A 23,615-nucleotide genomic window follows, 5' to 3' on the forward strand; every position below is an offset into this window, starting at 1 on the left:
CTCGTCCTCAAACGCCGGACGGGCTGATTTCGGCTGGCCTGGGTTGTTGTCAGTGGGGCGTGTCACCATCGGGCTCATGGACAAAATGCGGCAGTTGCGGCTGGCCAAGGACGCCATGGACCGTGACTGGGCCGAGCCGGGGCTCGACCTGGGTGCGGTGGCCGCGTATGCCGGATATTCGCGGTACCACTTCATCCGGGCCTTCAAGGAGGCCTACGGCGAGACGCCGGGCCAGTATCTGACCCATCGCCGTATCGAGCGGGCCGAGGAGATGCTCCGCAGCGCCGACCTCTCGGTCACGGAGATCTGCCATCTCGTCGGCTTCAGCAGCCTCGGTACCTTCTCGGCCCGGTTCAAGGCGCGGACCGGGCTGACCCCGAGTGAGTACCGGAGTGAGCACGTGGGGCGCGGGGCCGCCCTCATTCCGGGGTGCTACGCGATGCTCTGGGCCGGCGGTTTTCCCTCCGCAACTTTGAAGAAGCGTGCCGCTGCCCGTCCTGCCTACGGTGAGGAAGAGGGACAGGAACAGGAAGCCACCTCGATTTCCACCTCGTCCGACAGGAGAGCGGAGCCATGATCCAAGGGCTGGGCATCACCACCGTGTGGACCTTCGACCAGCAGCGCACCAAGGCCTTCTTCACCGAGAAACTGGACTTCGAGGTCCGGGACGACATCTCGATGGGGGACATGAAGTGGGTCACCGTCGGTGCCAAGAACCAGCCGGGCGTCGAGCTTGCGCTGATGAGCCTGGATGGGCCAGGGCTCGACCCAGAGTCCGCCGAGGCGTTGAAGAATCTGGTCGGTAAAGGGGTGTTGGGGGCGGGTGCGTTCCGTACGGACGACTGCCGCGGTGACTACGCGACCTTCAAGGCGCGCGGGGTCGAGTTCATCCAGGAGCCGGCGGAGCGGCCGTACGGCGTCGAGGCGATCTTCCGTGACGACAGCGGCAACTGGTACTCGCTGACCGAGCGCCGCGAGGAGCTGGACTTCTCCAAGGACTTCGCGTGAGCGGGGGACCGGTGGCGGAGGTCGAGCCGGATCACACGGCGGTGCGGGTCGCGTTGTGGAGGGCCCTGCATGTCCGAGCCGACGCTCCGCCGTATGTCATCGAGGACGAGGTCGGGCTGCGGCTCGTGGGACCCGGGGACGACTGGCGAGAGCGGCCCGACATGGACGTCGAGGCCACGCGTCGGATCCGCGCGTCCATCGTGGCGCGGGCGCGGTTCGTCGAGGACGTGGTGGAGGAGCAGGTCGCGGAAGGCGTGGATCAGTACGTCGTGCTCGGTGCCGGGCTGGACACCTTCGCCCAGCGGCGGCCCGAACTGGGCGCGAGACTAAGGGTGTTCGAGGTCGAACGGCCCGGCACCCAGGCCTGGAAGCGGCGGCGGCTGGCGGAGCTCGGGTACGACGTGCCGGACTGGCTGCGGTTCGTGCCGGTGGACTTCGAGGGCGACTGGTGGGGGCAACTGGCCGCCGCCGGGTTCGACTTCGGGCGGCCCGCTGTGGTGGCCGCGACCGGGGTCGTCATGTACCTCACCCCGGACGCGATCACCACCTTGTTCCGACTCGTCGCCGGGCTCGCCCCCGGCTCCACCCTGGTGACCACCTTCCTACGGCCCGTCGAGGACGTGGAGCCGGAGCAGCGCGCGCAGTTGGAGGTCGCGGTGCGGGGGGCTCGTGCGGCGGGCACGCCGTTCCTGAGCTTCTTCACGCCGGAGCAGGTGCTGGCGCTGGGGCGGGAGTGCGGGTTCCGGGAGGTGCGGTATGTGTCGGCCGCGGATCTCGCCGAGCGGTACTTCGGGGGGAGGACGGACGGGGTGGGGCCGTCTCGGGGGGAGGAGGTGATGGTGGCGGGCACGTGAGCCCTCGTTCAGGGGGCCGACCGCTCAACCCTTTGAACAACTACGGCTGAACAACTACGGCAGCATCGGATAGCTGCCCGTACTCGTCGGTGCGTGTTCCGGCAGCCACAGCACCGCGACCGCGCCCTCCGCCGGGATGTGGTCCGGCGCGCCCGCGGGGCGGACGTTGCGGAAGGTGAGGCGGGCGCCGAGGACCCGGGCCTGGCCGGCCGCGATGGTCAGGCCCAGGCCGTGGCCGTGGCCCGCGCGGTCCTTGCTGCCGGTGCGGAAGCGGCTCGGGCCCTCCGCGAGGAGTTCCTCGGGGAAGCCGGGGCCGTGGTCGCGGACCCGGATGACCCGGCCCTCGACCGAGACCTCGATCGGCGGCTTGCCGTGCCTCGCCGCGTTGGCCAGCAGGTTGAACAGCACGCGCTCCAGGCGGCGGGGGTCGGTGGTGACGGCCGACTCGTGGACGACGTGCACCACCGCGTCCGGGTCCTTCGCGATCACCCTTCGGCTCACGAAGTCGCCCAGCATGATGTCCTGCAACTCGGCCCGCTCGGAGGCCCCGTCGAGACGGGCGACCTCCAGGACGTCCTCGACCAGGGTGCGCATCGCCTTGGCGCGGTCCAGGACGAGTTCCGTCGGGCGGCCGGGTGGGAGCAACTCGGCCGCGGTCAGCAAGCCCGTCACCGGGGTGCGCAGTTCATGTGCGATGTCGGCGGTGACTCGCCGTTCCGCCTCAAGTCGCTGTTGCAGCGCGTCCGTCATCGCGTCCACCGCGCGCGCGAGGTCGTCGGTCTCGTCCCGTACGACTCCGCCGATCGCGTCCCGTACCCGTACGTCCGTCTCGCCCTTCGCGACCTGGTTCGCCGCGACGGCCGCCTTGCGCAGGCGGCGCGAGAGCTGGCCGCCGATCAGCACACCCAGCGCGCTGCCGCCGAGCACCGCCGCGATCGAACCGATGACCAGGGCCTGGTCGAGGTCCTTGAGGATGTCCGTGCTGCGGTCGGTGAACCCGGTGTGCAGCGACATCACATGGCCGTCCTTGAGCGGTACGGCCGCCCAGATGTCCGGGATGCCGTGCGGCCGGTCGGTGACATAGGTCGCCCGGCGGCCCTCCAGGACCTTCTGGCGCAGCGCCGGCGGCAGGCTCGGGTCGTCGATCTTGATGCTGGGGAAGTTGGGCCGCCCGGACAGCTCGTAGTTGCGCTGGGCGATCTGGACCCGCTCGTCCGCGAGGTCGCGCGCGTTGTCCAGCATCGAGACCCGGGCCGCGTTGTGCACGACCAGGCTGAGCGCGATCGCGACCAGCGTGCCGACCAGTGCGATGGCCGCGCTGAGTTTCCATCTCAGGCCGGTACGGATGCCCGCTCTGTCCATGAACGACGGGACCCTGCGCCGTGAATTCCCCCGCATACCCCTGCTCAGGCCTTCAACTTGTAGCCGAAGCCGCGGACCGTCTCGATCCGGTCCTGGCCGATCTTCGTGCGCAGCCGCTGCACATGGACGTCCACGACCCGGGTGTCACCGCCCCAGCCGTAGTCCCACACCCGCTCCAGCAGCTTGTCGCGGGACAGGACCGTGCCCGGTGCCGAGGAGAACTCCAGGAGCAGGCGCATCTCGGTCGGGGTCAGCGCCACCGGCTGTCCGGCCTTGAGCACCTCCATGCCCTCGGTGTCGATCTCCAGGTCGCCGAAGGTGAGCACTCCGCCGTCGACCGGGGCCGTGTCCGCGTCGGTGCGGTCGGTGCCGCCCGCGTGGCCGAAGCGGCGCAGAACCGCGCGGATGCGGGCTACCAGGACGGCGCCGTCGAAGGGCTTCGTGACGTAGTCGTCCGCGCCTGCCTCCAGGCCGAGGACCACGTCGATGGAGTCGGCGCGCGCCGACAGCATGATCACCGGGACCGTCGAGTCGTCGCGGATACGGCGGCACAGGCTCACGCCGTCCAGGCCGGGGACCATGACGTCCAGGAGCGCGATGTCGGGGCGGTTCGCCCGGAACGCCTCCAGGCCCGACAGCCCGTCGGGCATCGCCGTGACCGCGAAGCCGTCCCGCTCCAGGGCGAGTTGGGTGGCCTCACGGATGACGTCGTCGTCCTCGACGAACAGGACGTGGGTCTGGTCTGCCATCCCGGTGCTCTCAGTCCTCGTGTGGGTCGTTCTCAAGCATGGGACGCCCGAGGGGGCGTCCGCGTTCACTGAAGGATCGGATCGGAGGGGCCGATCGGTTCGCCGCCGCTCGGTTTCCGCTCGGTTTCCGCTCGGTTTCCGCTCGGTTTCGGTCGGGTCGGGTCGGGTCGGTTCGGTTCCAGGCCGGGTTCGAGCCGCGGATTCCGTTCAGTTTCCGCTCGGCGCGGGTGACGCGTCGCTCCCGACCGCGTTGCTGTACTCGTTGTGCGTGCTGTACTCCTGGACGAAGCGGCCCGACGTCCAGCGGTACGTGATCACGTTCTCGCCCGACGGACTCGACACCGGGTCGCCCTTCTCGTACACCTGCTTGGTGACGACCAGATCGCCGCGGTCGATCTCCGCGTAGACCGGGGGTTCCTCGGCCTTGAAGACATTCTCGTACGTCCCACCCGTCGCGCGGTACACGTACGAGCCGATGCCGACCGCGTCGCCGCAGGTCATCACGTTGACGACGACGTCGTTGACGGTACCGCCGGTCAGCTCGCCGTAGGACACGTCGACCGCGTACTCGTCGGCGACGCACGGTTTCAGCTCGTGCTTGACCGCCGCCGAGACCTCCGGGTCGTCCTTGACGAGTTTGACCGCGTCCACATGGTCGTCGACGGTCGCGGAGGGCGAGGGGGACTTGGCCTCCGCGACACCCGCGACCGAGTCGGAGTGTGCCGGGCCCTCGTCACGGGCGCCGGTGCCGCCGGTCGCGCAGCCGGACACCAAAAGGGCGAGGGCGGCGAGCACGGCCATCGCCGCGACCGCCGCCTCGAAGCTTCCGCGCACCCTGCGGGGCCCGGGGGCGCTGCTCAGCCCGGGCCCAGGGGTGTCGTCGCTCAGGCCGCGCAACGCTCCCGCTCCTCACGCTCCAGCGCGCGTGCGTCCAGATCGCGGGCTTCCAGCTCCTCCCGGAGCCGGGCGAGCGCCCGGTGCAGCGTGCTCTTGACCGTACCGGCCGACATGCCGAGGGCGGCGGCCGTCTCTTCGGTGGACATCTGCTCCCAGTGTCGCAGGACGACAACACTGCGCTGTTTCGGAGCGAGAACTTTCATGATGTCCATAAGAAGCGCCCGATCCGCGTGCTGTTCGGTCGCGTCGTCGACGCTCGCGTCCGGGAGCTGCTCGGTGGGGACCTCTTCGAGCTTGCGGGCCCGCCACCACTCCGTGCGGGTGTTGATCATGACGCGGCGCAGATAGGCGTCCGCGAGGCGCTTGTCCTCGATGGTCTCCCAGCGGCCGTACGTCCGTACCAGCGCGGTCTGCAGCAGGTCCTGGGCGTCGACCGGGTCCGGCACCAGCCGGCGGGCGCTGCGCAGCAGCGCGTCCTGTCGGGTGCGGACGTACTCCTCGAATTCGAGCACCTCGCCCTGCGCCATGATCAACCGCCTCCATCCCCGTTTCCGACCCGCCTGCTGCCGGTTGTCCTTTGCTGCGTCCCGCCGGTCTGCGGCACAGGAATGAAGCTACGGAGGGGTTGTCACGGCACTGTGCGGAGCAGCCTGCGGGGAGCGCTCGGCTGTCCGTCGGTTGTGTAACGGAAGTAGGTTCGGGGTAAGGGGGCGGGGTTGTTGGGGTGGGTATGGGGTGGTTTGGGTGTTGCCTGAGCGTTGCGGGAGCTGGGTGTTGGCTGTGGTTCGGCTTGGGGTGAGGTGGGTGGCTGTGGATTGACCGTGTGTCAGGTGCGGGTCGCGGGGAGTTGGTACAGGGCGTCCGGGAGGGGTTCCACGAGGCCGTCCGCGACCAGGCCGTCCAGTGCTCTGGCCCGCTGTACCGGTTCGTGCCAGACGCGGTCGAGGGTGGATTGCGGGACGGGGGCGTGTGCTTCGCGGAGTACGGCCAGGAGTTTGCCGCGGACTTGGCGGTCCGTCCCCGCGTAGGTCTGGGCGCGGCGGGCCGGGCCCTCGTGGTCCGGTTTGCCTGCCAGGTTCCAGGCGCACTGGGCGCTGATCGGGCAGCGGTGGCATGTTTCGTTCTTCGCCGTGCAGACCAGTGCGCCGAGTTCCATGGAGGCGGCGGCCCAGCGGGCGGCTGTCTGCTCGTCCGGGGGGAGCAGGGCGCGGGCGAGTTTGCGTTCGGCGGCCGTGGTGGCGTTCGGGGGGTACTGGACGCCGGTGACGGCGCGGGCGAACACTCGGCGGACGTTGGTGTCGAGTACGGCGTGGCGCTGGCCGTAGGCGAAGGAGGCGACGGCGGCGGCCGTGTACTCGCCGATGCCGGGGAGGGCGAGGAGCTGGGCGTGGTCGGTGGGGACGTCGCCGCCGTGGCGTTCCGTTATGGCGGTGGCGGCGCCGTGGAGGCGGAGGGCGCGGCGGGGGTAGCCGAGGCGGCCCCAGGCGCGGACGGCTTCGCCGGGGGCGTCCTGGGCGAGGTCGGCGGGGCGGGGCCAGCGGGCGAGCCACTGTTCGTAGACCGGGAGGACGCGGGTGACCGGGGTCTGCTGGAGCATGAACTCGCTGACCATCACGCCCCAGGGGCCGGCGTCGGGGTGGCGCCAGGGGAGGTCGCGGGCGTTGTCTTCGAACCAGTCGATCACGGGGGCGTGGAGGTGCTCGCCGTTCGTGGACGTGGTGTGCGGGGGGTTTGTGGGCGCAGTCATGGCGGGTCCGATCCTGCCACGGCGGGTGGGTGTCGGGGGCGTGGCGGTACGGCGAGCCCGCCGCGGGTTGTGCCCCTCTGGTGTTGTCACAGTGGGCGGCGTGGGGACCAGCTGAGCGGCGGGCTCGCCGTACCGCCACGCCCCGCTCCCGTGCGTCGGCGGGTGCGGCTCGTGGTCCATTCCGCCTTGTTCCAGGCGGGGTTGCCGGGATGATGATCCGGAAAAGTTGGGGCCGGAGCGGCGGGTGGGGCGAGGTAACTCCCCGTTGTCTCGTAAGGTTTGAGCCGTGGGATCTCTGCGCAATCCGGTCGGGCCGCTTCCCTCCTCCATCTATTGGCGTCGGAGGGTCCTCATGGTGTCCGTGGTCGCCCTGTTGGCGCTGCTGATCACCTGGATCGTCACGTCGGGTGGCGGGGGCAGCAAGAACGGTGCCGATGGGGCGAAGAACGGCAGGACTCCCGCCCCTACGATCACTGCCGGTCCGTCCGGTACCGGGCCCGCCATCAGTCAACACCCCGGCGGCCGCGATGAGTCGAGCAGCGGTGCGAGTGGTGGCAGTAGTGGGGCGAGTAGCGGTGCGAGTGGTGGCAGTAGTGGGGCGAGTAGCGGTGCGAGTGGTGGCAGTAGTGGGGCGTCGGGGGGCAGTGGTTCCGCCGGGGAGGACGGTGGCGGTAGTGGGGGGAGCAGTACGGGGACTACGGTTCCTGCTGATTCGACCTTGCCCAACTGCACTGCCAGTGCTGTGCAGTTGAGTCTGCGGAGTCTGCACAACTCCTACTCGCCGGATCAGACGCCCACCTTTGTGCTGACCGCCAAGAACTCGTCGAGCAGTGACTGCAAGGTTGATCTCGGGCCCAAGAGTGCGGTGTTGACGATCACGGAGGCGGGGGGTGCCGCCGACTACTGGTCCTCCGCCGACTGTCCGAAGAGCTCCGGGAGTGTGTACTACCGGGTGTCCGCCGGGGGCGTTGTGACGTACACGGTGAAGTGGGACCGCAAGCCGAGTGCGCCCGAGTGTACGACTCCTCCGGCCGGGTCGGCCGGTGCGGGGACCTATCTGGTGGAGGCGGCTGCTTCCGGGTTCGCCAAGGCGCAGACCTCGTTCGTCCTGGCGAGTGACTGACGTCGACTGGTGCCTAGTGCCTAGTGCCTAATTCCTAGACGTAGCGTTCCAGGATTGACGACTCCGCCAGGCGGGAGAGGCCCTCTCGTACGCTTCTTGCCCTTGCCTCGCCTACGCCGTCGACCGTCTGGAGGTCGTCGACGCTTGCCGCCAGGAGCTTTTGGAGGCCGCCGAAGTGTTCCACCAGGCGGTCGATGATCGCGCCGGGGAGGCGCGGGACCTTGGCCAGAAGGCGGAAGCCTCGGGGGGAGACCGCCGAGTCGAGGGCCTCGGGGGAGCCGGTGTAGCCCAACGCGCGGGCCACGGTGGGGAGTTCGAGGAGTTCGGCGTGGGAGAGGGCGTCCAGTTCCGCCAGTGCTTCGTCCACCGTGCGGGAGCGCTTGGCCGTGGGCTCGGGGACGTAGTCGCGCACTACTAGTTCGCGTTCCGGGTGTACGCCCGCGATCAGTTCTTCGAGTTGGAGGGACAAGAGGCGGCCGTCCGTGCCCAACTCCAGTACGTACTCTGCGATTTCGTTGGCGATCAGGCGGACCATTTCGAGGCGTTGGACCACTGCCGAGACGTCCCTGACCGTTACCAGGTCTTCGATCTCCAGGGCGGAGAGGGTTCCCGCAACCTCGTCCAGGCGGAGCTTGTAGCGCTCCAGGGTGGCCAGTGCTTGGTTCGCGCGGGACAGGATCGCCGCCGAGTCCTCCAGGACGCGGCGCTGACCGTCCACGTAGAGCGCGATCAGGCGCATGGACTGGGAGACGGAGACGACGGGGAAACCTACTTGTTTGCTCACTCGGTCCGCTGTGCGGTGGCGGGTGCCTGTTTCCTCGGTGGGGATCGTGGGGTCGGGGACCAGTTGGACGCCCGCTCTGAGGATCTTGGAGAGGTCGGAGGAGACGACGATTCCGCCGTCCAGTTTGCAGAGTTCTCGTAGGCGGGTGGCCGTGAACTCCACGTCCAGGATGAAACCGCCCGTGCACATCGCTTCGACGGTCTTGTCGTTGCCGAGCACGATGAGTCCGCCCGTGTTGCCGCGGAGAATACGCTCCAGGCCGTCGCGCAGGGCCGTGCCGGGTGCCACGGCGCTCAGTGAGGCGCGCATCAGCCCATCGGCACCGGAGCTCCCGCCGGACTTTCCGGGAGCTGACGCCCGGTCGTTGGCTGCCACTGCACTCCTCGGGTCGCAGGTTCTTCAGGCGCTCCCGTTTCGCACAGTTGGTTCGTACGGACGGGCGAGACCAGGGCAAAGTCTACCGGCGGTCCTCGCCGTCCCGTGGGGCCTCTCGTTTACGGGAGCGTGGAAGGACCTGGAGGGCGTCTCCTATGTCGGCCACTTCGAGGACCTTCATGCCGGGCGGGATCTTGCCCGGGTCGCCCGGAACGAGGGCGTGGGTGAAGCCCAGGCGGTGTGCTTCGGAGAGCCTGCGCTGGACGCCCGTGACCCTTCTGACCTCGCCCGCCAGGCCCACTTCGCCGATCGCGACCAGGTTCTTGGGGAGCGGGACGTCGCTCGCCGCGGAGGCCAGGGCGAGGGCGATGGCCAGGTCCGCGGCCGGTTCTGAGAGTTTTACGCCGCCGACTGTGGCCGAGTAGATGTCCCGCTTGCCGAGGGCGCTGATTCTGCCTCGCTGTTCCAGGACCGCGAGCATCATCGAGACTCGGGAGGTTTCCAGGCCGGACGTGGTGCGGCGGGGGGAGGGGATTTGGGAGTCGACCGTGAGGGCCTGGACTTCGGCCACCAAGGGGCGGCGGCCTTCCAGGGTGACCGTGAGGCAGGTGCCGGGGACCGGTTCCGCGCGGCGGGTCAGGAACAGGCCGCTCGGGTCGGCCAGGCCCGTGATGCCCTCGTCGTGCAGCTCGAAGCAGCCGACCTCGTCCGTCGTGCCGTAGCGGTTCTTGACGCCCCGTACGAGGCGGAGGCGGGCGTGGCGGTCGCCCTCGAAGGAGAGCACCACGTCCACCAGGTGTTCCAGGAGGCGGGGGCCCGCGATCGCGCCGTCCTTGGTGACGTGGCCCACCAGGAGGGTGGACATGGCGCGCTCCTTGGAGGCGCGGATCAGGGCGCCGGCGACCTCGCGGACCTGGGCCATGCCGCCGGGGGCGCCGTCGATCTCCGGGGAGGCCACCGTCTGGACGGAGTCCAGGATCAGGAGGGAGGGCTTCACCGCGTCCAAGTGGCCCAGGATCGTGGCCAGATCGGTCTCGGCGGCGAGGTAGAGGTGGTCGTCGATCGCTTTGATGCGGTCGGCGCGCAGGCGGACCTGGCTCGCCGATTCCTCGCCGGTGATGTAGAGCGTGCGGTGCTCGTCGCTCGCCGCCTTGGCCGCCACGTCCAGGAGGAGGGTCGACTTGCCGACGCCCGGTTCGCCCGCGACCAGGACGACCGCTCCGGGGACCAGGCCGCCTCCGAGCACCCGGTCCAGCTCGGGCACGCCGGTCGAGCGGGCGGTGGCCTGGCGGCCGTCGACCTGGCCGATGGGCACCGCGGAGGTGGTGACGCGGCCCGGAGCCGTCGTACGGACCGCGGGCGTGCCGTACTCCTCGACCGTGCCCCAGGCCTGGCACTCGGAGCAGCGGCCGAGCCACTTGGCCGTCTGCCAGCCGCACTCGGTGCAGCGGTAGGACGGACGGTCCTTGGTGGTCTTCGTACGGGCAGCCATGTGTGAACCGTAACCGGCGGGACTGACAGTGGGGTCGGGGGATGGAGGGGTGTGGTGGGGAATCCGGCCATGGTCGTCGGGATCGAGCCAGGGAAGCGGGGGTTCCTGTCCCCTATTGAGGGATCGTTTCACCCGTACGGATTAAAAGAGCTCAAGGGGGCGGAAGGGGGCATCGCCCGCCGCCTACGGTCGCACGGGTGATGAGCAGCAGCCCGGAGACCTCGACCCGCACCACCGGCGCGCACCGGGCGCATCGGGAGGCGCGCGACCACGCTGCGGCGCGCACGCTGGCGCAACGCCCGCCCGCGCGCTACGAGCCTTATCTGGACGGCCTGTTCACGTACTGCCTGTCCGTGCTGTGCGACCACGACGCGGCTACGGCGGCTCTTGGGGACGTGGTCGCTCTGGCCGAGCGCCGGGGCTCGCGCGTGCCGGAGGCGGCCGGGGACCGCAGGGCCTGGCTGTACGCGCTGGCCCGCTGGGCGTGTCTGCGGAAGCTGGCCGAGGCCAAGCAGAAACGTCAGGGCACCCATGCCGTGGGACGGGCCGAGGCCGAGGAACCTGTCGTGTCCGAGGAGCTGCGTGAGGTGCGGCGGCGTGAACTCGCGCTGCTGGCCTGGCCGGAGGCCGCCGGGACCACCCCGGAGCAGCGCGAGGCGCTCGAACTCGCCGTGCGCCACCGGCTCGCCGCCCATGAGGTCGGCGCCGTCCTCGGGATGGATCTCGCCACCGCGCGGGAGCTGTTGGCCTCCGCCGCCTGCGAGGTGGAACGCACGCGTGCCGCCCTCGCCGTCGTGGAGACCGGGATCTGCCCGAGCGTCGCCCGGCTCACCGGCGACCATCAGCTCGTGCTCAGTAGCGCGCTGCGCCGCGAACTGGTCCGGCACGTCGACGACTGCCCGCGCTGCCGCCGTACCGCCGAGTGCGCGGTGCCCGGCAGCTGGCCCGGCGCCGGAGTCACGCCCTCCGAACTGCCCGTCCTGGAGGCGCCCCGCGCGGCCCTGCATGTCGCCATGGCGCACCTCCCGCGCGCGCGTGGAGCCGCGGCGCCGCGCTTCGACCGGCGCGGTTTCCCGCTGGACCCCAAGGACCGCGCGGCCCGCAGGGACCGGCTACGCGCGCGTGCCGTCACGACGACCGTCGTCGCCACCGTCATCGCGGCGCCCGTTCTCGCTCTGTGGGCCGCCTATCGGTCCACACCCACCAGTGAGGGCGTCGACGGCAGGGCCGCCTCCGCGAGCGAGCAGCACGACGGTCCCGGGAGTCTGGAGGGCGAGGTCGCCAGCGGTGGTTACGAGAACACCGGCAATGCCGGTGCGGGGCCCCGCGCGCGGGTCGGCAAGGGCGACGACAAAGGCGGCAAGAACGATGTCTCCGTGGAGGTCGTCAGCGTTGCCGGTACGGGGGGCACGGGGGCCGGGCGGCTCGCCGTCTCCGCCGCCAACAGCGCCGACACCACGCTCGTCACCCTCACCGCGTCCGGCGCGGCCCCGGTCCGCTGGTCCGCGACCACCACGGCACCCTGGCTCTACCTCAGCCAGTCCTCGGGAACCCTCGCTCCGGGCGAGTCGTTGACGATCAAGGTGTACGTCGACCATCTGCGCGAGCCCTCCGGCCACTGGACCGCGCGCGTGGCCGTCTCACCCGCCGGTGCCGTCGTGTCCATCGAGGGCTACGGCAGCGCGCCCGCACCGACCGAGCCGGGCGAGCCGAGTACCCCGGCACATCCCGGCGGCCCGCCCTCGTCAGGACCGGACCCGACGCCCACGGAGACGGCCCCCACCGGCCCGACGCCGAGCGATCCGCCGCCCTCGTCCGCCGACCCGGATCCCACTCCGACGGACTCGTCCTCCGTCGGCCCGGGGGGCTCGGCGCCGCCGTCCGACGGCGGCGAGCCGGGCCCGTCCTGAGCGGTCAGCCGACCGGGTCCGCCGGATGCGGTGCCAGCAGCGGGAGTTGCGAGGCCAGACGCTCCTCGCACAGCTCGACCAGACGGTCGTAGCCGGCCTTGCCCATCAGCTCGGTCAGCTCCGGGCGGTACGACACGTAGACCGGGTCGCCCGCGCCGTGCGCCGAGGTCGCCGACGTGCACCACCAGTGCAGGTCGTGGCCGCCCGGACCCCAGCCCCTGCGGTCGTACTCGCCGATCGACACCTGGAGCACGCGCGTGTCGTCCGGGCGGTCGATCCACTCGTACGTCCGTCGCACCGGCAGTTGCCAGCAGACGTCCGGCTTGGTCTCCAGGGGCTCGCGGCCCTCCTTCACGGCGAGGATGTGCAGCGAGCAGCCGGCGCCGCCCGCGAAACCGGGGCGGTTCTGGAAGATGCACGAGCCCTTGTAGGGGCGGGTCTGGCGGTCGCCGTCCTCGTCCTCCGAAGTCCAGCCGTTCTTCGCGCCCTCGTCGTGGTGCTGCCAGATGTCCGGAGTGAGCCTCGCCACATGCCCGGCGACCCGTTTCTCGTCGTCCTCGTCGGAGAAGTGCGCGCCCAGGGTGCAGCATCCGTCGTCCGCGCGGCCCGCCTGGATGCCCTGGCAGCCGCTTCCGAAGACGCAGTTCCAACGAGAGGTCAGCCATGTCAGATCACAGCGGAAGAGCTGTTCCTCGTCCGCCGGATCCGGGAACTCCACCCACGCGCGCGCGAAGTCGAGCCCCTTCTCGTCGGCTTTCAGGGCCTTCTTCGACATCGTCGACGTCTTCGGGGGCTTGGCCGACGTCGTCCTCGGGGGCATGGCCGACGTCACCGGCGAAGAATCGCCGGGTGATTTGGCCGCCTTGTCGTTCTTCGCCTTTTTCGTCTTTGGCACGCGTCCAGGGTAAGTCGCCCGGGGCGGCCCCAGAAACCGCACCGAAGACGGAGATCGGCGCAGGTGGCAGTAGCGTTCCGTATATGAGACTCGGTGTCCTCGACGTGGGATCGAACACGGTGCATCTGCTGGTGGTGGACGCACACCCGGGCGCACGCCCCCTGCCCGCGCACTCGCACAAGGTGGAACTCCGCCTTGCCCAACTCCTCGACGAGGACGGCGCGATCGGCCCCGAAGGGGTCGACAAACTCATCGGCGTCGTCCACGAGGCGCTGCAGGCGGCCGAGGACAAGGGCGTCGAGGAACTCCTCCCGTTCGCCACCTCCGCCGTCCGCGAGGCCAGCAACGCGGACGAGGTCCTCGCGCGCGTGCAGACCGAGACCGGCGTCGAACTCCAGGTCCTCACCGGCGCCGAGGAGGCCCGGCTGACCTTCCTCGCCGTCCGCCGCTGGTTCGGCTGGTCCGCCGGCAAGCTCCTCGTCCTCGACATCGGCGGCGGCTCCCTGGAGATCGCGTACGGCATCGACGAGGAGCCCGACGCGGTCGTCTCCCTGCCCCTCGGCGCGGGCCGCCTCACCGCCGCCTGGCTCCCCGGCGACCCGCCGGAACCGGACGCGATAAGGGCCCTGCGCCGTCATGTGCGCGCGCAGATCGCCCGTACGGTGGGGGAGTTCAGCCGTTTCGGCGCCCCCGACCACGTCGTCGCCACGTCGAAGACCTTCAAGCAGCTCGCCCGCCTCGCCGGCGCCGCCCGCTCCGCCGACGGCCTCTACGTCCAGCGCGAACTCAAGCGCGAGTCCCTGGAGGCCTGGGTCCCCCGCCTCGGCGGCATGACCACCGCCCAACGCGCCGTCCTCCCCGGCGTCTCCGAAGGCCGCGCCGAACAACTCCTGGCCGGCGCGATGGTCGCCGAGGGCGCGATGGACCTGTTCGGCGTGGAGACCCTGGAGGTCTGCCCGTGGGCACTGCGCGAGGGCGTGATCCTGCGGCGGCTGGATCAGATGCCTTCGACGTAGGCGCCCGCACCGGCTGCCGTGGGCGCAGGGCGAGGCGGTGGGTGCGGGGGCGGGCGTGGGGCGGTGGGTGTGGGGTGGGCGTGTGGCGGTCGCTTACCTGCGTGGCTGTCTGTCGGTACGGCGTCCGGGGTCGGCCGTTCGGCTGTCGGTTCGGCTGCGACGGACGCGTGTGTGGCGGTCGTGTTTCTGCGTGGCTGTCGGTCGATACGGCGTCCGGGTCCGGCCGTTCCGCCGTCGGTTTGGCTGCGACGCACGCGCGCGTGGCTGTTCGTGCCGCCTAGGTGCGTGGCCGTCAGGTGCTAGCGGGGCTGTCCGTCGGCGCGGTGTCGGGGTCGGCCGTACACGCGTCGACTTGGCCGCGACCCACGCGCGCGTGCCAGTTCGTGCCGCACACGCGCGTGGCCGTGGTGTTCCCGCGCGGCTGCCGGTCGGTACGGCCCCCGGGGCCGGCCGTACCGCCGTCGGCTCGGCCGTGACCCGTGCGTACGTGACTGTCCGCGGTGCACACGCGCGTGGTCGTGACGTACCCGCGGGGCTGCCTGCCGGGGTCGGCCGAACCGTCCGCCTGGTCGGCCGTGGTGCACGTATGTGTGGGGGTGTCCGCAGCGCGTGTACCCGCTTGGCGCGCGCCCGGCGCAGCCGACCGCCCTCGCGCGCATCTGCTCGTGCCGCGCGCATCTGCTCGTGCCGCGCGCACCGACCCGCGCCACGCACGCCCATCCATGCCCCGCGCCCCGCCGAGTTTCCCCCCACGCCCGTCCATGCCCCGCGCTCCCGCCGAATTCCCCCCACGCCCGTCCATGCCCCGCGCTCCCGCCGAATTCCCCCCACGCCCACCCATGCCCCGCGCCCCCGCCCGACTCCCCCCACGCCCGCCCTCGCTGAACACCCACCCCGCACCCGACGTATCAGACCCGCATGAAGTATCGCCACAACGCGGCCCCGCGCCGGAGATGGCCGGTTGCCGTACCCCGCACAGGGCGGGCACAGCAACCGGCTCCCCCGCGCAAAGCGCCGCCCCGTAGTCTGTCCTCCGTGGCAGAACCAGTCGTGCGCATCCCGGATGCGAAGGTCGCGCTGTCCACGGCGTCCGTGTATCCGGAGTCGACGGCGACGGCCTTCGAGATCGCCGCGCGCCTCGGTTACGACGGTGTCGAGGTCATGGTGTGGACCGACCCGGTCAGCCAGGACATCGAGGCGCTGCGCAGACTCAGCGACTACCACCAGGTCCCGATCCTCGCCGTGCACGCGCCGTGCCTGCTCATCACGCAGCGGGTGTGGTCGACCGACCCGTGGATCAAGCTCCAGCGTGCCCAGGCCGCCGCCGAGAAGCTCGGCGCGAGCACTGTCGTGGTGCATCCGCCGTTCCGCTGGCAGCGCCAGTACGCGCGGGACTTCGTCAGCGGGATCTGGCGGATGGCGAACGAGACGGATGTGCGGTTCGCCGTAGAGAACATGTACCCGTGGCGCTACCGCGACCGCGAGATGCTCGCCTACGCCCCCGAATGGGACGTCACGCAGGACGACTACCGGCACTTCACGATCGACCTCAGCCACACCGCGACCGCCCGCACCGACGCGACCGAGATGATCGGGCGGATGGGTGATCGTCTCGGTCATGTCCATCTCGCGGACGGCAACGGCTCGAACAAGGACGAGCACCTGGTCCCCGGACGCGGCACCCAGCCCTGCGCCGAACTGCTGGAACGGCTCGCGACGACCGGCTTCGACGGCCACGTCGTCATCGAGGTCAACACCCGGCGCGCGATGTCCGGCGCCGAACGCGAGGCCGATCTCGCGGAGGCGCTCGCCTTCACGCGGCTGCATCTGGCCTCGGCCGTGAAGGTGCCCCGGCGGTGACCGACGCCACCGCCAAGCGCCGGGGCCGACCCCCTCGTACGGAATCCGCCGACACCCGCGACCGCATCCTGGCCGCGGCCCGGGAGGTGTTCTCCGAGCGGGGGTACGAGAAGACGTCCGTGCGTGCCATCGCCAAGGCGGCCGGGGTCGACTCGGCGCTCGTCCACCACTACTTCGGCACCAAGGAACAGGTTTTCGAATCGGCCGTCGAGGTGGCGTTCGCACCCGCGCTCAGGTCCCGGGACACGCTGCTCGACGGCCCGCTCGACGGCATCGGTGAGCGGCTCACCCGCATGATCTTCGGGCTCTGGGAGAACCCGGTGACCCGGACCCCGCTGCTCGCCATCGTCCGGTCGGCCGTGAACAACGAGGCCGCGGCGGCCGTCTTCCGCCGTCTGATCAGCGGCCAGCTGCTGCGCCGCATCGCGAGCCAGCTCGACGTCCCGGACCCGGAACTGCGCGCCGAACTCGCGGCGGCGCAGATCGTCGGGGTCGCGATGATGCGGTACGTCATCAAGATCGAACCGGTGGCATCGGCGGACCCGGAGCAGATCATCGCGCGGCTGGCACCGGTGGTGCAGGGGCATCTGACGGGGCCGTGAGCCCGTCCTCGGCCCTGTCTCCTCAGTGAGACATGCGTCCCGCGATACGGACACCGTGTCCGACCCCTGGATGACCGGCGTACGCTCAATATCAGCCCTATCTGCCTGAAGGAGCGAGCGACGATGCCCGAGCTGAGGTCCCGCACAGTCACTCACGGACGCAACATGGCGGGCGCCCGCGCCCTTATGCGCGCCTCCGGTGTACCCGGTGCGGACATCGGCCGGAAGCCGATCATCGCGGTGGCGAACAGCTTCACCGAGTTCGTGCCCGGCCACACCCACCTCCAGCCCGTCGGCCGGATCGTCAGCGAGGCGATCACCGCGGCCGGCGGCATCCCGCGCGAGTTCAACACCATCGCGGTCGACGACGGCATCGCGATGGGGCATGGGGGAATGCTCTACTCGCTCCCCTCCCGCGACCTGATCGCGGACTCGGTCGAGTACATGGTCGAGGCGCACTGCGCCGACGCCCTGATCTGCATCTCCAACTGCGACAAGATCACCCCGGGCATGCTGATGGCGGCGCTCCGTCTCAACATCCCTACGGTCTTCGTCTCCGGCGGACCCATGGAGGCCGGGCGCGCCACGCTGCAGGACGGCACCGTCCGCACGCTGGACCTGATCGACGCGATGGTCGAGGCCGCCAACGACAGCGTCTCGGACGCGGACGTCCTCAACATCGAGGAGAACGCCTGTCCGACCTGCGGCTCCTGTTCCGGCATGTTCACCGCCAACTCGATGAACTGCCTGACCGAGGCCATCGGCCTCTCCCTGCCGGGCAACGGCTCGGTCCTCGCCACGCACACCGCCCGCAAGGGCCTGTACCAGGACGCGGCCCGCACGGTGATGGACATCACCCGCCGCTACTACGAGCAGGACGACGAGACGGTCCTGCCGCGCAACGTCGCCACCTTCGCGGCCTTCGAGAACGCCATGGCCCTCGACATCGCGATGGGCGGCTCCACCAACACGATCCTGCACCTGCTGGCCGCGGCGCAGGAGGCGGGCGTCGCGTTCGGCCTGGACGAGATCAACGCGGTCTCGCGCCGCGTGCCGTGCCTCGCCAAGGTCGCCCCGAACGTCGCGAAGAACCGCACGTACTACATGGAGGACGTCCACCGCGCCGGCGGAATCCCGGCTCTGCTGGGCGAGTTGCACCGCGCCGGCCTGCTCAACGAGGACGTCCACTCCGTCCACAGCCCGTCCCTCGCGGACTGGCTCAAGACGTGGGACGTGCGCGGCGGATCGCCCTCTCCGGAGGCCGTCGAACTGTGGCACGCGGCGCCCGGCTGCGTCCGCTCCGCCGAGGCCTTCTCCCAGTCCGAGCGCTGGGAGGCGCTGGACGAGGACGCGGCCGAGGGCTGCGTCCGCTCCGCCGAGCACGCCTACTCCAAGGACGGCGGTCTCGCGGTCCTCAAGGGCAACCTCGCCGTAGACGGCTGCGTCGTGAAGACGGCCGGCGTCGACGAGTCCATCTGGACCTTCGAGGGCCCGGCGGTCGTCTGCGAGTCGCAGGAAGAGGCCGTCGAGAAGATCCTCAACAAGCAGGTGACGCACGGCGACGTCGTCGTCATCCGCTACGAGGGCCCCAAGGGCGGCCCGGGTATGCAGGAGATGCTCTACCCGACGTCCTTCCTCAAGGGCCGCGGCCTCGGCAAGACCTGCGCCCTGATCACCGACGGCCGCTTCTCCGGCGGCACTTCGGGCCTCTCGATCGGCCACGCGTCCCCCGAGGCGGCGTCCGGCGGCACCATCGCCCTCGTCGAGAACGGCGACCGCATCCGCATCGACATCCCGAACCGCTCCATCGAACTCCTCGTCGACGACGCCGAGTTGGCCCGCCGTGAGGCCGCGCTGGAGGGCCGCTACGCCCCGAAGCAGCGCGAGCGCAAGGTCTCGGCGGCCCTGCGCGCGTACGCCGCGATGGCCACCAGCGCGGACCGCGGCGCGGTGCGGGACGTCAGCAAGCTGGGCTGAGGCACAACTGCTTCCTGGGTCCTGGGGCCGCCTCCGTTCCGACGGGGGCGGCCCTTTTGCTGCCTGCCTTGCCTGCCTTGCCTGCCTTGATACGGCCACCAGGCGCCGGGCGTAAGCCAGTTCGCGTTGCTACGGCTACCAGGCGCCGGGGGTACGGGAGTTGACGGCGAAGACCGTGCCGTCGGGGGCGGCGGCGTAGACGCGGTTGTCGGCTACGACGGGTTCGGGTAGCGCCGCGCTGATCCGGTCCGAGTTGGAGTCGAGTCGCGCGGGGGTCTGCCCGACGAGCCGGCCCACACGGGCATCGACGGCGAGCAGCCGCCCGTCCGCCGCGGTGACGTACACCTGCCTGCCGTCCGTGACCGGTGTGGAACTCCGCAGCACGGCCGTTTCCAGACCCCACAGCCGCTTCCGTGTGTCCATGTCCACGGCCGTCATCGATCCACCGGTTCCCATGAGGTAGACGACGCTCCCGCGGACGGTCGCGCGGGCCTGGTCGAGCCGCACGGGCAGCGTCACGCGCCGCGTGGCTCCCGTCTCCGGGGTGTAGCGGACCACGGCCTGCGTGGCCCCGTAGACCCTGTCGACCGAGAGGAGGAAGACGGACCCGCCCGCCGTGCCGACGGGCTGCACCGACCCCTTCAGCCGCGCGTCCCAGCGCACCTCACCCGTCTCCGGATCGACCGCAGTCACCCGCGTGCTCGACCCGTCGGCCGACGTGTTCGACGCGTACGCCAAGGCGTCCCCGTTGAACGAGGCGAAGTAGGGCGCCTGTTGGCCCGGAATCCGGTGGTTCCATTTCCGGCCACCCGAAGCGCCGTCCACCCCCGTGACCGTGCCGTCCGCGTGGGTGAGCAGGAGCACCCCTCCGGCCCCCGCCAGCCCGGTCTCGGCGGGCACGGTCCGCTGCCAACGCGTCCTGCCCGAGGCGGGATCGAGGGCCTCAAGACGCCGGCCGTCGTCCAGCGCGGGATGCACGAGGCCACCCGACAGGACCGGCGGCCCGCCCGTCCGGGTCGTGGTGACGGCGTGCCGCCACAGCAGACGGCCGTCGGACGGGTCCAGGGCGAACACCACCCCGGGCTGCGCGCAGAACAACTTCCCTGCCCCGTAAGAACATTGGGGGGTGCTCTGCTTGGAGACCGGTGCCGTCTTCCACCCGCTGAACACGGCGCTGGGCGTGGTGTGCGGGGTGGCGCCCTGCGGTGTCGGGCGGCTGTCTTCGGACAACTGGAGCGCGGCGATCGTGCCGATCGCGGCCAGTCCGAGCGCGCCCGCCCCGAGCGCGACCCGCTTGCGCAAGCGTCTTCCGCGCCGCGGTCCGGACTTTTCAGGCTGTTCGGGTTCCGCCGCGAGGGGCTCCGGCACCGGCGTGGCACCGGCCCGCTGTGCCGGTATGTAGGCCTGCGTGTCGTACGAGGCCGACACCGACCGCAGTTCACGCATCAACTCGTCGGGTGTGGGCCGGTCCTCGGGCTCCTTGGCGAGGCAACGCAGCACCAGCGGCGCGAGGTTCTCCGGCAGTCCCGTCAAGTCCGGCTCGTCATGGACGACTTGGTAGGCGACGACGTACGGACTGTCGGAGTCGAACGGGCCGCGCCCCGTCGCCGCGTGCACCAGTACGGACCCGAGCGCGAAGATGTCCGCGGCCGGCCCGACCTCCCTGGGCCGCCGGAACTGCTCCGGCGCCATGAAGGGCGGCGTCCCGATCAACTTCCCCGTCTCGGTGCGCAGTTCGCTGTCCTTTGGCCGAGAAATACCGAAGTCGATGACCTTCGGCCCGTCCTCGGCGAGCAGCACGTTGCTCGGTTTCAGGTCCCGGTGCACGACGCCGACCCGATGGATGTCACGCAGCGCCTCGGCCAGTCCGGCCATCAGCCGGCGCAACTCGCCGGGCGTCATCGGGCCATTCCGCTTCACATGTTCGGACAGGGTCGGCCCGGGGATGAACGACGTTGCCATCCAAGGCCGTTCGGCTTCCGGGTCGGCGTCCACCACCGGCGCGGTGAAGGCCCCGCTCACCCGTCGAGCCGCCGCCACCTCCTGCCGGAACCGCCCCCTGAACTCGGGATCCTGCGCGAACTCCGCGTGGACGACCTTCACGGCGACCTTCATCCCGGAGGTGCTCTGCGCGAGATGCACCACGCCCATGCCACCGGAGCCCAGGCATGACTCCAGGCGGTAGTGACCGGCGTACTCGGGAAGTTCCGCTTCCGCGCCCGCTCCGGTGTCGTGCTGTGGCGCCATGGAACCACCCCCGTGCTGATCGTTCGCGCGCGCGACGCACGGAGCCTAGTCGATGACCCGTACGGGACAGAGACGGCTTGCTGGCTTACGAGTGCGAGTTGCGTACATATGTTTCATGGCGTGTTTCAGGGGAATCATCGGGGCCCCATGGCAGTCATGGGGTCCAACGGGGGAGGTTTTTCATGTCTGTTGACCGCGCACCGGAAGCCCAGGGCGGCGAGGCCGACGTCACCGCGACGGCAGCGGCTCTGCACTACTACTCCATCGCGCCCAACACCCGCGTCAACGTCCGCAGCGGACCGGGCACCGGCTACACCATCGTCCGCGTCCTGGCCGAGGGCTCCCAGGTCCCGATCTACTGCCAGACCCCGGGCACCACGGTGACGGGCTACTACGGCACGACGAACATCTGGGACAACATCGACGACGGCGAGTACATCTCCGACGCCTATGTGAACACCGGCAGCGACGGCTACGTCCGGCCGCGCTGCTCCTGAGCCCCCAACGGGAGCCCGCGTCCGCCCGCGGAGCCATAATCGTCCCGTGAACGACGAGACCGGCACCCAGGGCACCTCCGCGGGCTCCCCAGGCACAGACGCAGGTACGGGCCCCCGCCCCGAGCCCCTCCGCTTCTTCGGCACCACCTGGGTGAACCACGACAACGGCTACACCCCGCGCCGCCTCGCCGCGGCCGCCGGCTCCCTCGCCGCCGCCGTCGCCTCCTGCCTGATCCTCCGCTTCGCCTACCAGGGCCTCCAGATCGCGGACGTCGGCAGCTTCGTCACCCTCCTCGTCACCGTGATGTTCGCGGTCTGCAGCGCCCTCGCCTTCGGCCACACCTGGGAGAGCTTCAAAAAGCGCCCCGACCCCGACCGCCAGGCCTCCCTCCGCGGCCTCCTGGGCATCGGCTTCGTCGGCTCCCTCGTCGCCTACTTCCTCCGCTCCCTCACGGAGGCCCCCGGCGAGCAACGCCACCGCGAGGAGTACGAGACGGCCGTGGCCCAACACGAGAAGCGCACAACTCGCCGCACCCGCAACCCTTCGAAGAAGCGCCGCCGGTCCTGACCGGGGCGGGACGGTCCTGACCGGGGCGGGGCGGGCCGAGGCGGGCCGGGACGGGTACGCGTCGGGGCAGCCAAGGCTGCGGCTCGCAGATCGGGGCTTGCGGGTTGCGCGTTGCGGGCTACGGATTGCTGCGGCTTGAAGCCTGCGGTTAACGGCCTGGGGTTTGAAGCTTGCGGCTAACGGTCTGCGGGCTGCGGCCTGCGGTTTGAAGCCTGCGGCTAACGGCCCGCGGCTTGAAGTCCGTGGCTTGGGGCTAGCGGCTTCGCGTCGAGCCGGTCACGCGTCGCGGGCGGGTTGCGGCTCGCGGCTCGCGGTTTGCGGCCTGCGACTCGCGGCCTGCGGTTTCGCTTCCGGGCCAGGCCACGCCCGCCCCCTCCCGGCGACCGCCGAGGGCCCGCACCCCGGCCGACCGAGCCGCGCTCCCGCGCCGCCCTGCCCCGCGCCGCCCTGCCCCGCGCCGCCCTGCCCCGCGCCGCCCTGCCCCGCGCCGCCCTGCCCCGCGCCGCCCTGCCCCGCGCCACCCCGCCCCGCGCCACCCCGCCCCGGTCAGGACCGCCCCGGTCAGAACCGCCTCGCCCCGCTCCCGCCCGGCTCCCTCTTCTCTCCCCACCCCATCTCTCACCAAAATCCACCTGCACCCTGCACCCACCCCGGTAACCATGGCCGTATGACCACTTCGTCGAAGCCGCCCTCGCACACCGCCCGAGCCCACTCCTTCAACGCCGCCGCGGCCCAGTACGCCGAGAACCGCCCCTCCTACCCACCCGCACTCTTCGACGCCATCGAGGAACTGGCCGGCCACCCCCTCGCGGGCGCCCGTGTCGCGGACGTAGGCGCGGGCACCGGCATCGCGACTGCCCTCCTGCACGCCCGTGGCGCCGACGTGATCGCGATCGAACCCGGCGACGGCATGGCGGCCCAGTTCCGCCGCGCCCTCCCCGACGTCCCGTTGGTCCGGGGCACCGGCGACGCCCTCCCCCTGACCGAGCACTCCTTCGACTTCCTCACCTATGCCCAGGCCTGGCACTGGACCGACACCACCAAGTCGGTCCCGGAGGCCCTGCGCGTACTGCGCCCGGGCGGCGCGCTCGCCCTGTGGTGGAACACCAGCGCCGTCGACGTCCCGTGGATCGCCGAGCAGGCGGAACGCATCCGGATCCACTTCGGCATCGACCGCGTCGTGAAGCAGAACGGCAGCGGCGTGCACACCGCGCTCGCCGATCCCACCGGCCGTCTCGACTTCGCCCACCGCAGGGTCCGCTGGAGCCGCAGCGTCCCGGTCGACACCCACCTGGCCAACATCAGCAGCCACTCTGTCTTCCTGGTCCAGGACGAACAGGCCACCAACACCTTTCTCACCGAGGAGCGCAACCACCTGCTCACCGCGTTCCCGGACGGCACAGTGGAGGAGACCTACGTCGTGGAACTCGTCGTAGCCCTCGCACCATGACCTCCTGACGACCTCAACGACAGGACGGCCGGCTGCCGAAGCAGCCAACCGCCGGTTGCCGCAGCGGGTGCGATCCCTGACGGCCCTGGCGGTCAACCTCTGTCAACCTCTGGTGGTCCCAGCACCGCGATCCCTCGCTGCGCCGCCGGTCAATCGTTGGTTGCTTCAGCTACGCGATCTCTGACGCCCCCGGCGGTCAACC

At 70.8% G+C, this 23,615-nt stretch carries 21 protein-coding genes; 12 read left to right on the forward strand and 9 right to left on the reverse strand.

Annotation, left to right across the window (positions count from 1 at the left end):
- The first annotated feature begins 85 nt into the window (after nt 1-85).
- From ACIBJH_RS42070 to ACIBJH_RS42080, 3 genes are read left to right on the forward strand one after another with little or no spacing between them, the layout of a single operon-like run.
- Nucleotides 86-577, forward strand: a complete 492-nt coding sequence (locus ACIBJH_RS42070) for a helix-turn-helix transcriptional regulator (protein WP_399122261.1) — start codon at nt 86-88, stop codon at nt 575-577.
- Nucleotides 574-1,008, forward strand: a complete 435-nt coding sequence (locus tag ACIBJH_RS42075; RefSeq protein WP_399122232.1) for a VOC family protein — start codon at nt 574-576, stop codon at nt 1,006-1,008. The genes ACIBJH_RS42070 and ACIBJH_RS42075 overlap by 4 nt, the downstream gene beginning before the upstream one ends.
- Nucleotides 1,005-1,862 (forward strand): class I SAM-dependent methyltransferase, encoded by an 858-nt coding sequence (locus ACIBJH_RS42080; RefSeq protein WP_399122233.1) that lies wholly within the window; start codon nt 1,005-1,007, stop codon nt 1,860-1,862. The genes ACIBJH_RS42075 and ACIBJH_RS42080 overlap by 4 nt, the downstream gene beginning before the upstream one ends.
- A gap of 54 nt (nt 1,863-1,916) precedes the next feature.
- Here the strand turns inward: ACIBJH_RS42080 and cseC are convergent, their stop codons facing one another.
- The 5 genes from cseC to ACIBJH_RS42105 form a co-directional block, all read right to left on the reverse strand.
- A complete protein-coding gene (gene cseC, locus ACIBJH_RS42085) occupies nt 1,917-3,260 on the reverse strand; it encodes a two-component system sensor histidine kinase CseC (protein ID WP_399122234.1) in 1,344 nt (447 codons plus the stop codon).
- An 8-nt stretch (nt 3,261-3,268) separates the two neighbouring features.
- Nucleotides 3,269-3,973 (reverse strand): two-component system response regulator CseB, encoded by a 705-nt coding sequence (gene cseB / locus ACIBJH_RS42090; protein ID WP_399122235.1) that lies wholly within the window; start codon nt 3,971-3,973, stop codon nt 3,269-3,271.
- A gap of 207 nt (nt 3,974-4,180) precedes the next feature.
- Complete coding sequence (locus tag ACIBJH_RS42095; RefSeq protein WP_399122236.1) at nt 4,181-4,870, reverse strand: hypothetical protein; 690 nt, start codon at nt 4,868-4,870, stop codon at nt 4,181-4,183.
- The gene (locus ACIBJH_RS42100; RefSeq protein ID WP_019064956.1) at nt 4,858-5,397 is read right to left on the reverse strand and encodes a SigE family RNA polymerase sigma factor; all 540 of its coding nucleotides are present in this window, start codon (nt 5,395-5,397) and stop codon (nt 4,858-4,860) included. The genes ACIBJH_RS42095 and ACIBJH_RS42100 overlap by 13 nt, the downstream gene beginning before the upstream one ends.
- Nucleotides 5,398-5,696: 299 nt before the next feature.
- The gene (locus tag ACIBJH_RS42105; protein WP_399122238.1) at nt 5,697-6,617 is read right to left on the reverse strand and encodes an A/G-specific adenine glycosylase; all 921 of its coding nucleotides are present in this window, start codon (nt 6,615-6,617) and stop codon (nt 5,697-5,699) included.
- Between the two features lie 286 nt (nt 6,618-6,903).
- On the opposite strand from ACIBJH_RS42105, the gene ACIBJH_RS42110 reads away from it, so the two are divergent.
- A complete protein-coding gene (locus ACIBJH_RS42110; RefSeq protein ID WP_399122239.1) occupies nt 6,904-7,740 on the forward strand; it encodes a hypothetical protein in 837 nt (278 codons plus the stop codon).
- Between the two features lie 34 nt (nt 7,741-7,774).
- On the opposite strand, the gene disA is transcribed toward ACIBJH_RS42110, so the two are convergent.
- Both disA and radA read right to left on the reverse strand, forming a co-directional pair.
- Nucleotides 7,775-8,899: a DNA integrity scanning diadenylate cyclase DisA gene (disA, locus tag ACIBJH_RS42115; RefSeq protein WP_399122241.1), complete on the reverse strand. Its 1,125-nt coding sequence runs from the start codon at nt 8,897-8,899 to the stop codon at nt 7,775-7,777.
- 82 nt (nt 8,900-8,981) lie between these two features.
- The gene (gene radA, locus ACIBJH_RS42120; RefSeq protein WP_200716600.1) at nt 8,982-10,391 is read right to left on the reverse strand and encodes a DNA repair protein RadA; all 1,410 of its coding nucleotides are present in this window, start codon (nt 10,389-10,391) and stop codon (nt 8,982-8,984) included.
- Between the two features lie 200 nt (nt 10,392-10,591).
- Between radA and ACIBJH_RS42125 the strand changes: the two genes are divergently transcribed.
- Nucleotides 10,592-12,301, forward strand: a complete 1,710-nt coding sequence (locus tag ACIBJH_RS42125; protein WP_399122242.1) for a hypothetical protein — start codon at nt 10,592-10,594, stop codon at nt 12,299-12,301.
- A gap of 4 nt (nt 12,302-12,305) precedes the next feature.
- On the opposite strand, the gene ACIBJH_RS42130 is transcribed toward ACIBJH_RS42125, so the two are convergent.
- Nucleotides 12,306-13,121, reverse strand: coding sequence for a hypothetical protein (locus tag ACIBJH_RS42130; protein WP_399122262.1), 816 nt, complete (start codon nt 13,119-13,121; stop codon nt 12,306-12,308).
- A gap of 158 nt (nt 13,122-13,279) precedes the next feature.
- Between ACIBJH_RS42130 and ACIBJH_RS42135 the strand changes: the two genes are divergently transcribed.
- From ACIBJH_RS42135 to ilvD, 4 genes are all read left to right on the forward strand, one after another.
- Nucleotides 13,280-14,212: a Ppx/GppA family phosphatase gene (locus ACIBJH_RS42135; RefSeq protein WP_399122243.1), complete on the forward strand. Its 933-nt coding sequence runs from the start codon at nt 13,280-13,282 to the stop codon at nt 14,210-14,212.
- Nucleotides 14,213-15,247: 1,035 nt separating this feature from the next.
- Nucleotides 15,248-16,072: a sugar phosphate isomerase/epimerase gene (locus tag ACIBJH_RS42140; RefSeq protein ID WP_026179638.1), complete on the forward strand. Its 825-nt coding sequence runs from the start codon at nt 15,248-15,250 to the stop codon at nt 16,070-16,072.
- On the forward strand, nt 16,069-16,674 hold the full coding sequence (locus ACIBJH_RS42145; RefSeq protein WP_399122244.1) for a TetR family transcriptional regulator: 606 nt from the start codon (nt 16,069-16,071) through the stop codon (nt 16,672-16,674). The genes ACIBJH_RS42140 and ACIBJH_RS42145 overlap by 4 nt, the downstream gene beginning before the upstream one ends.
- A 123-nt stretch (nt 16,675-16,797) precedes the next feature.
- On the forward strand, nt 16,798-18,651 hold the full coding sequence (gene ilvD / locus ACIBJH_RS42150) for a dihydroxy-acid dehydratase (protein ID WP_399122245.1): 1,854 nt from the start codon (nt 16,798-16,800) through the stop codon (nt 18,649-18,651).
- 135 nt (nt 18,652-18,786) lie between these two features.
- Here the strand turns inward: ilvD and ACIBJH_RS42155 are convergent, their stop codons facing one another.
- A complete protein-coding gene (locus ACIBJH_RS42155) occupies nt 18,787-20,898 on the reverse strand; it encodes a serine/threonine-protein kinase (RefSeq protein WP_399122246.1) in 2,112 nt (703 codons plus the stop codon).
- Between the two features lie 182 nt (nt 20,899-21,080).
- On the opposite strand from ACIBJH_RS42155, the gene ACIBJH_RS42160 reads away from it, so the two are divergent.
- The 3 genes from ACIBJH_RS42160 (at nt 21,081) to ACIBJH_RS42170 (ending at nt 23,413) form a co-directional block, all read left to right on the forward strand.
- Nucleotides 21,081-21,395 (forward strand): SH3 domain-containing protein, encoded by a 315-nt coding sequence (locus tag ACIBJH_RS42160; RefSeq protein WP_399122247.1) that lies wholly within the window; start codon nt 21,081-21,083, stop codon nt 21,393-21,395.
- A gap of 46 nt (nt 21,396-21,441) precedes the next feature.
- Nucleotides 21,442-21,963: an EamA/RhaT family transporter gene (locus ACIBJH_RS42165; RefSeq protein WP_399122248.1), complete on the forward strand. Its 522-nt coding sequence runs from the start codon at nt 21,442-21,444 to the stop codon at nt 21,961-21,963.
- 667 nt (nt 21,964-22,630) lie between these two features.
- Nucleotides 22,631-23,413, forward strand: coding sequence for a class I SAM-dependent methyltransferase (locus ACIBJH_RS42170; RefSeq protein ID WP_399122249.1), 783 nt, complete (start codon nt 22,631-22,633; stop codon nt 23,411-23,413).
- Nucleotides 23,414-23,615 lie beyond the last annotated feature (202 nt).

Source organism: Streptomyces sp. NPDC050548, assembly GCF_044457385.1.
Lineage (GTDB): Bacteria > Actinomycetota > Actinomycetes > Streptomycetales > Streptomycetaceae > Streptomyces.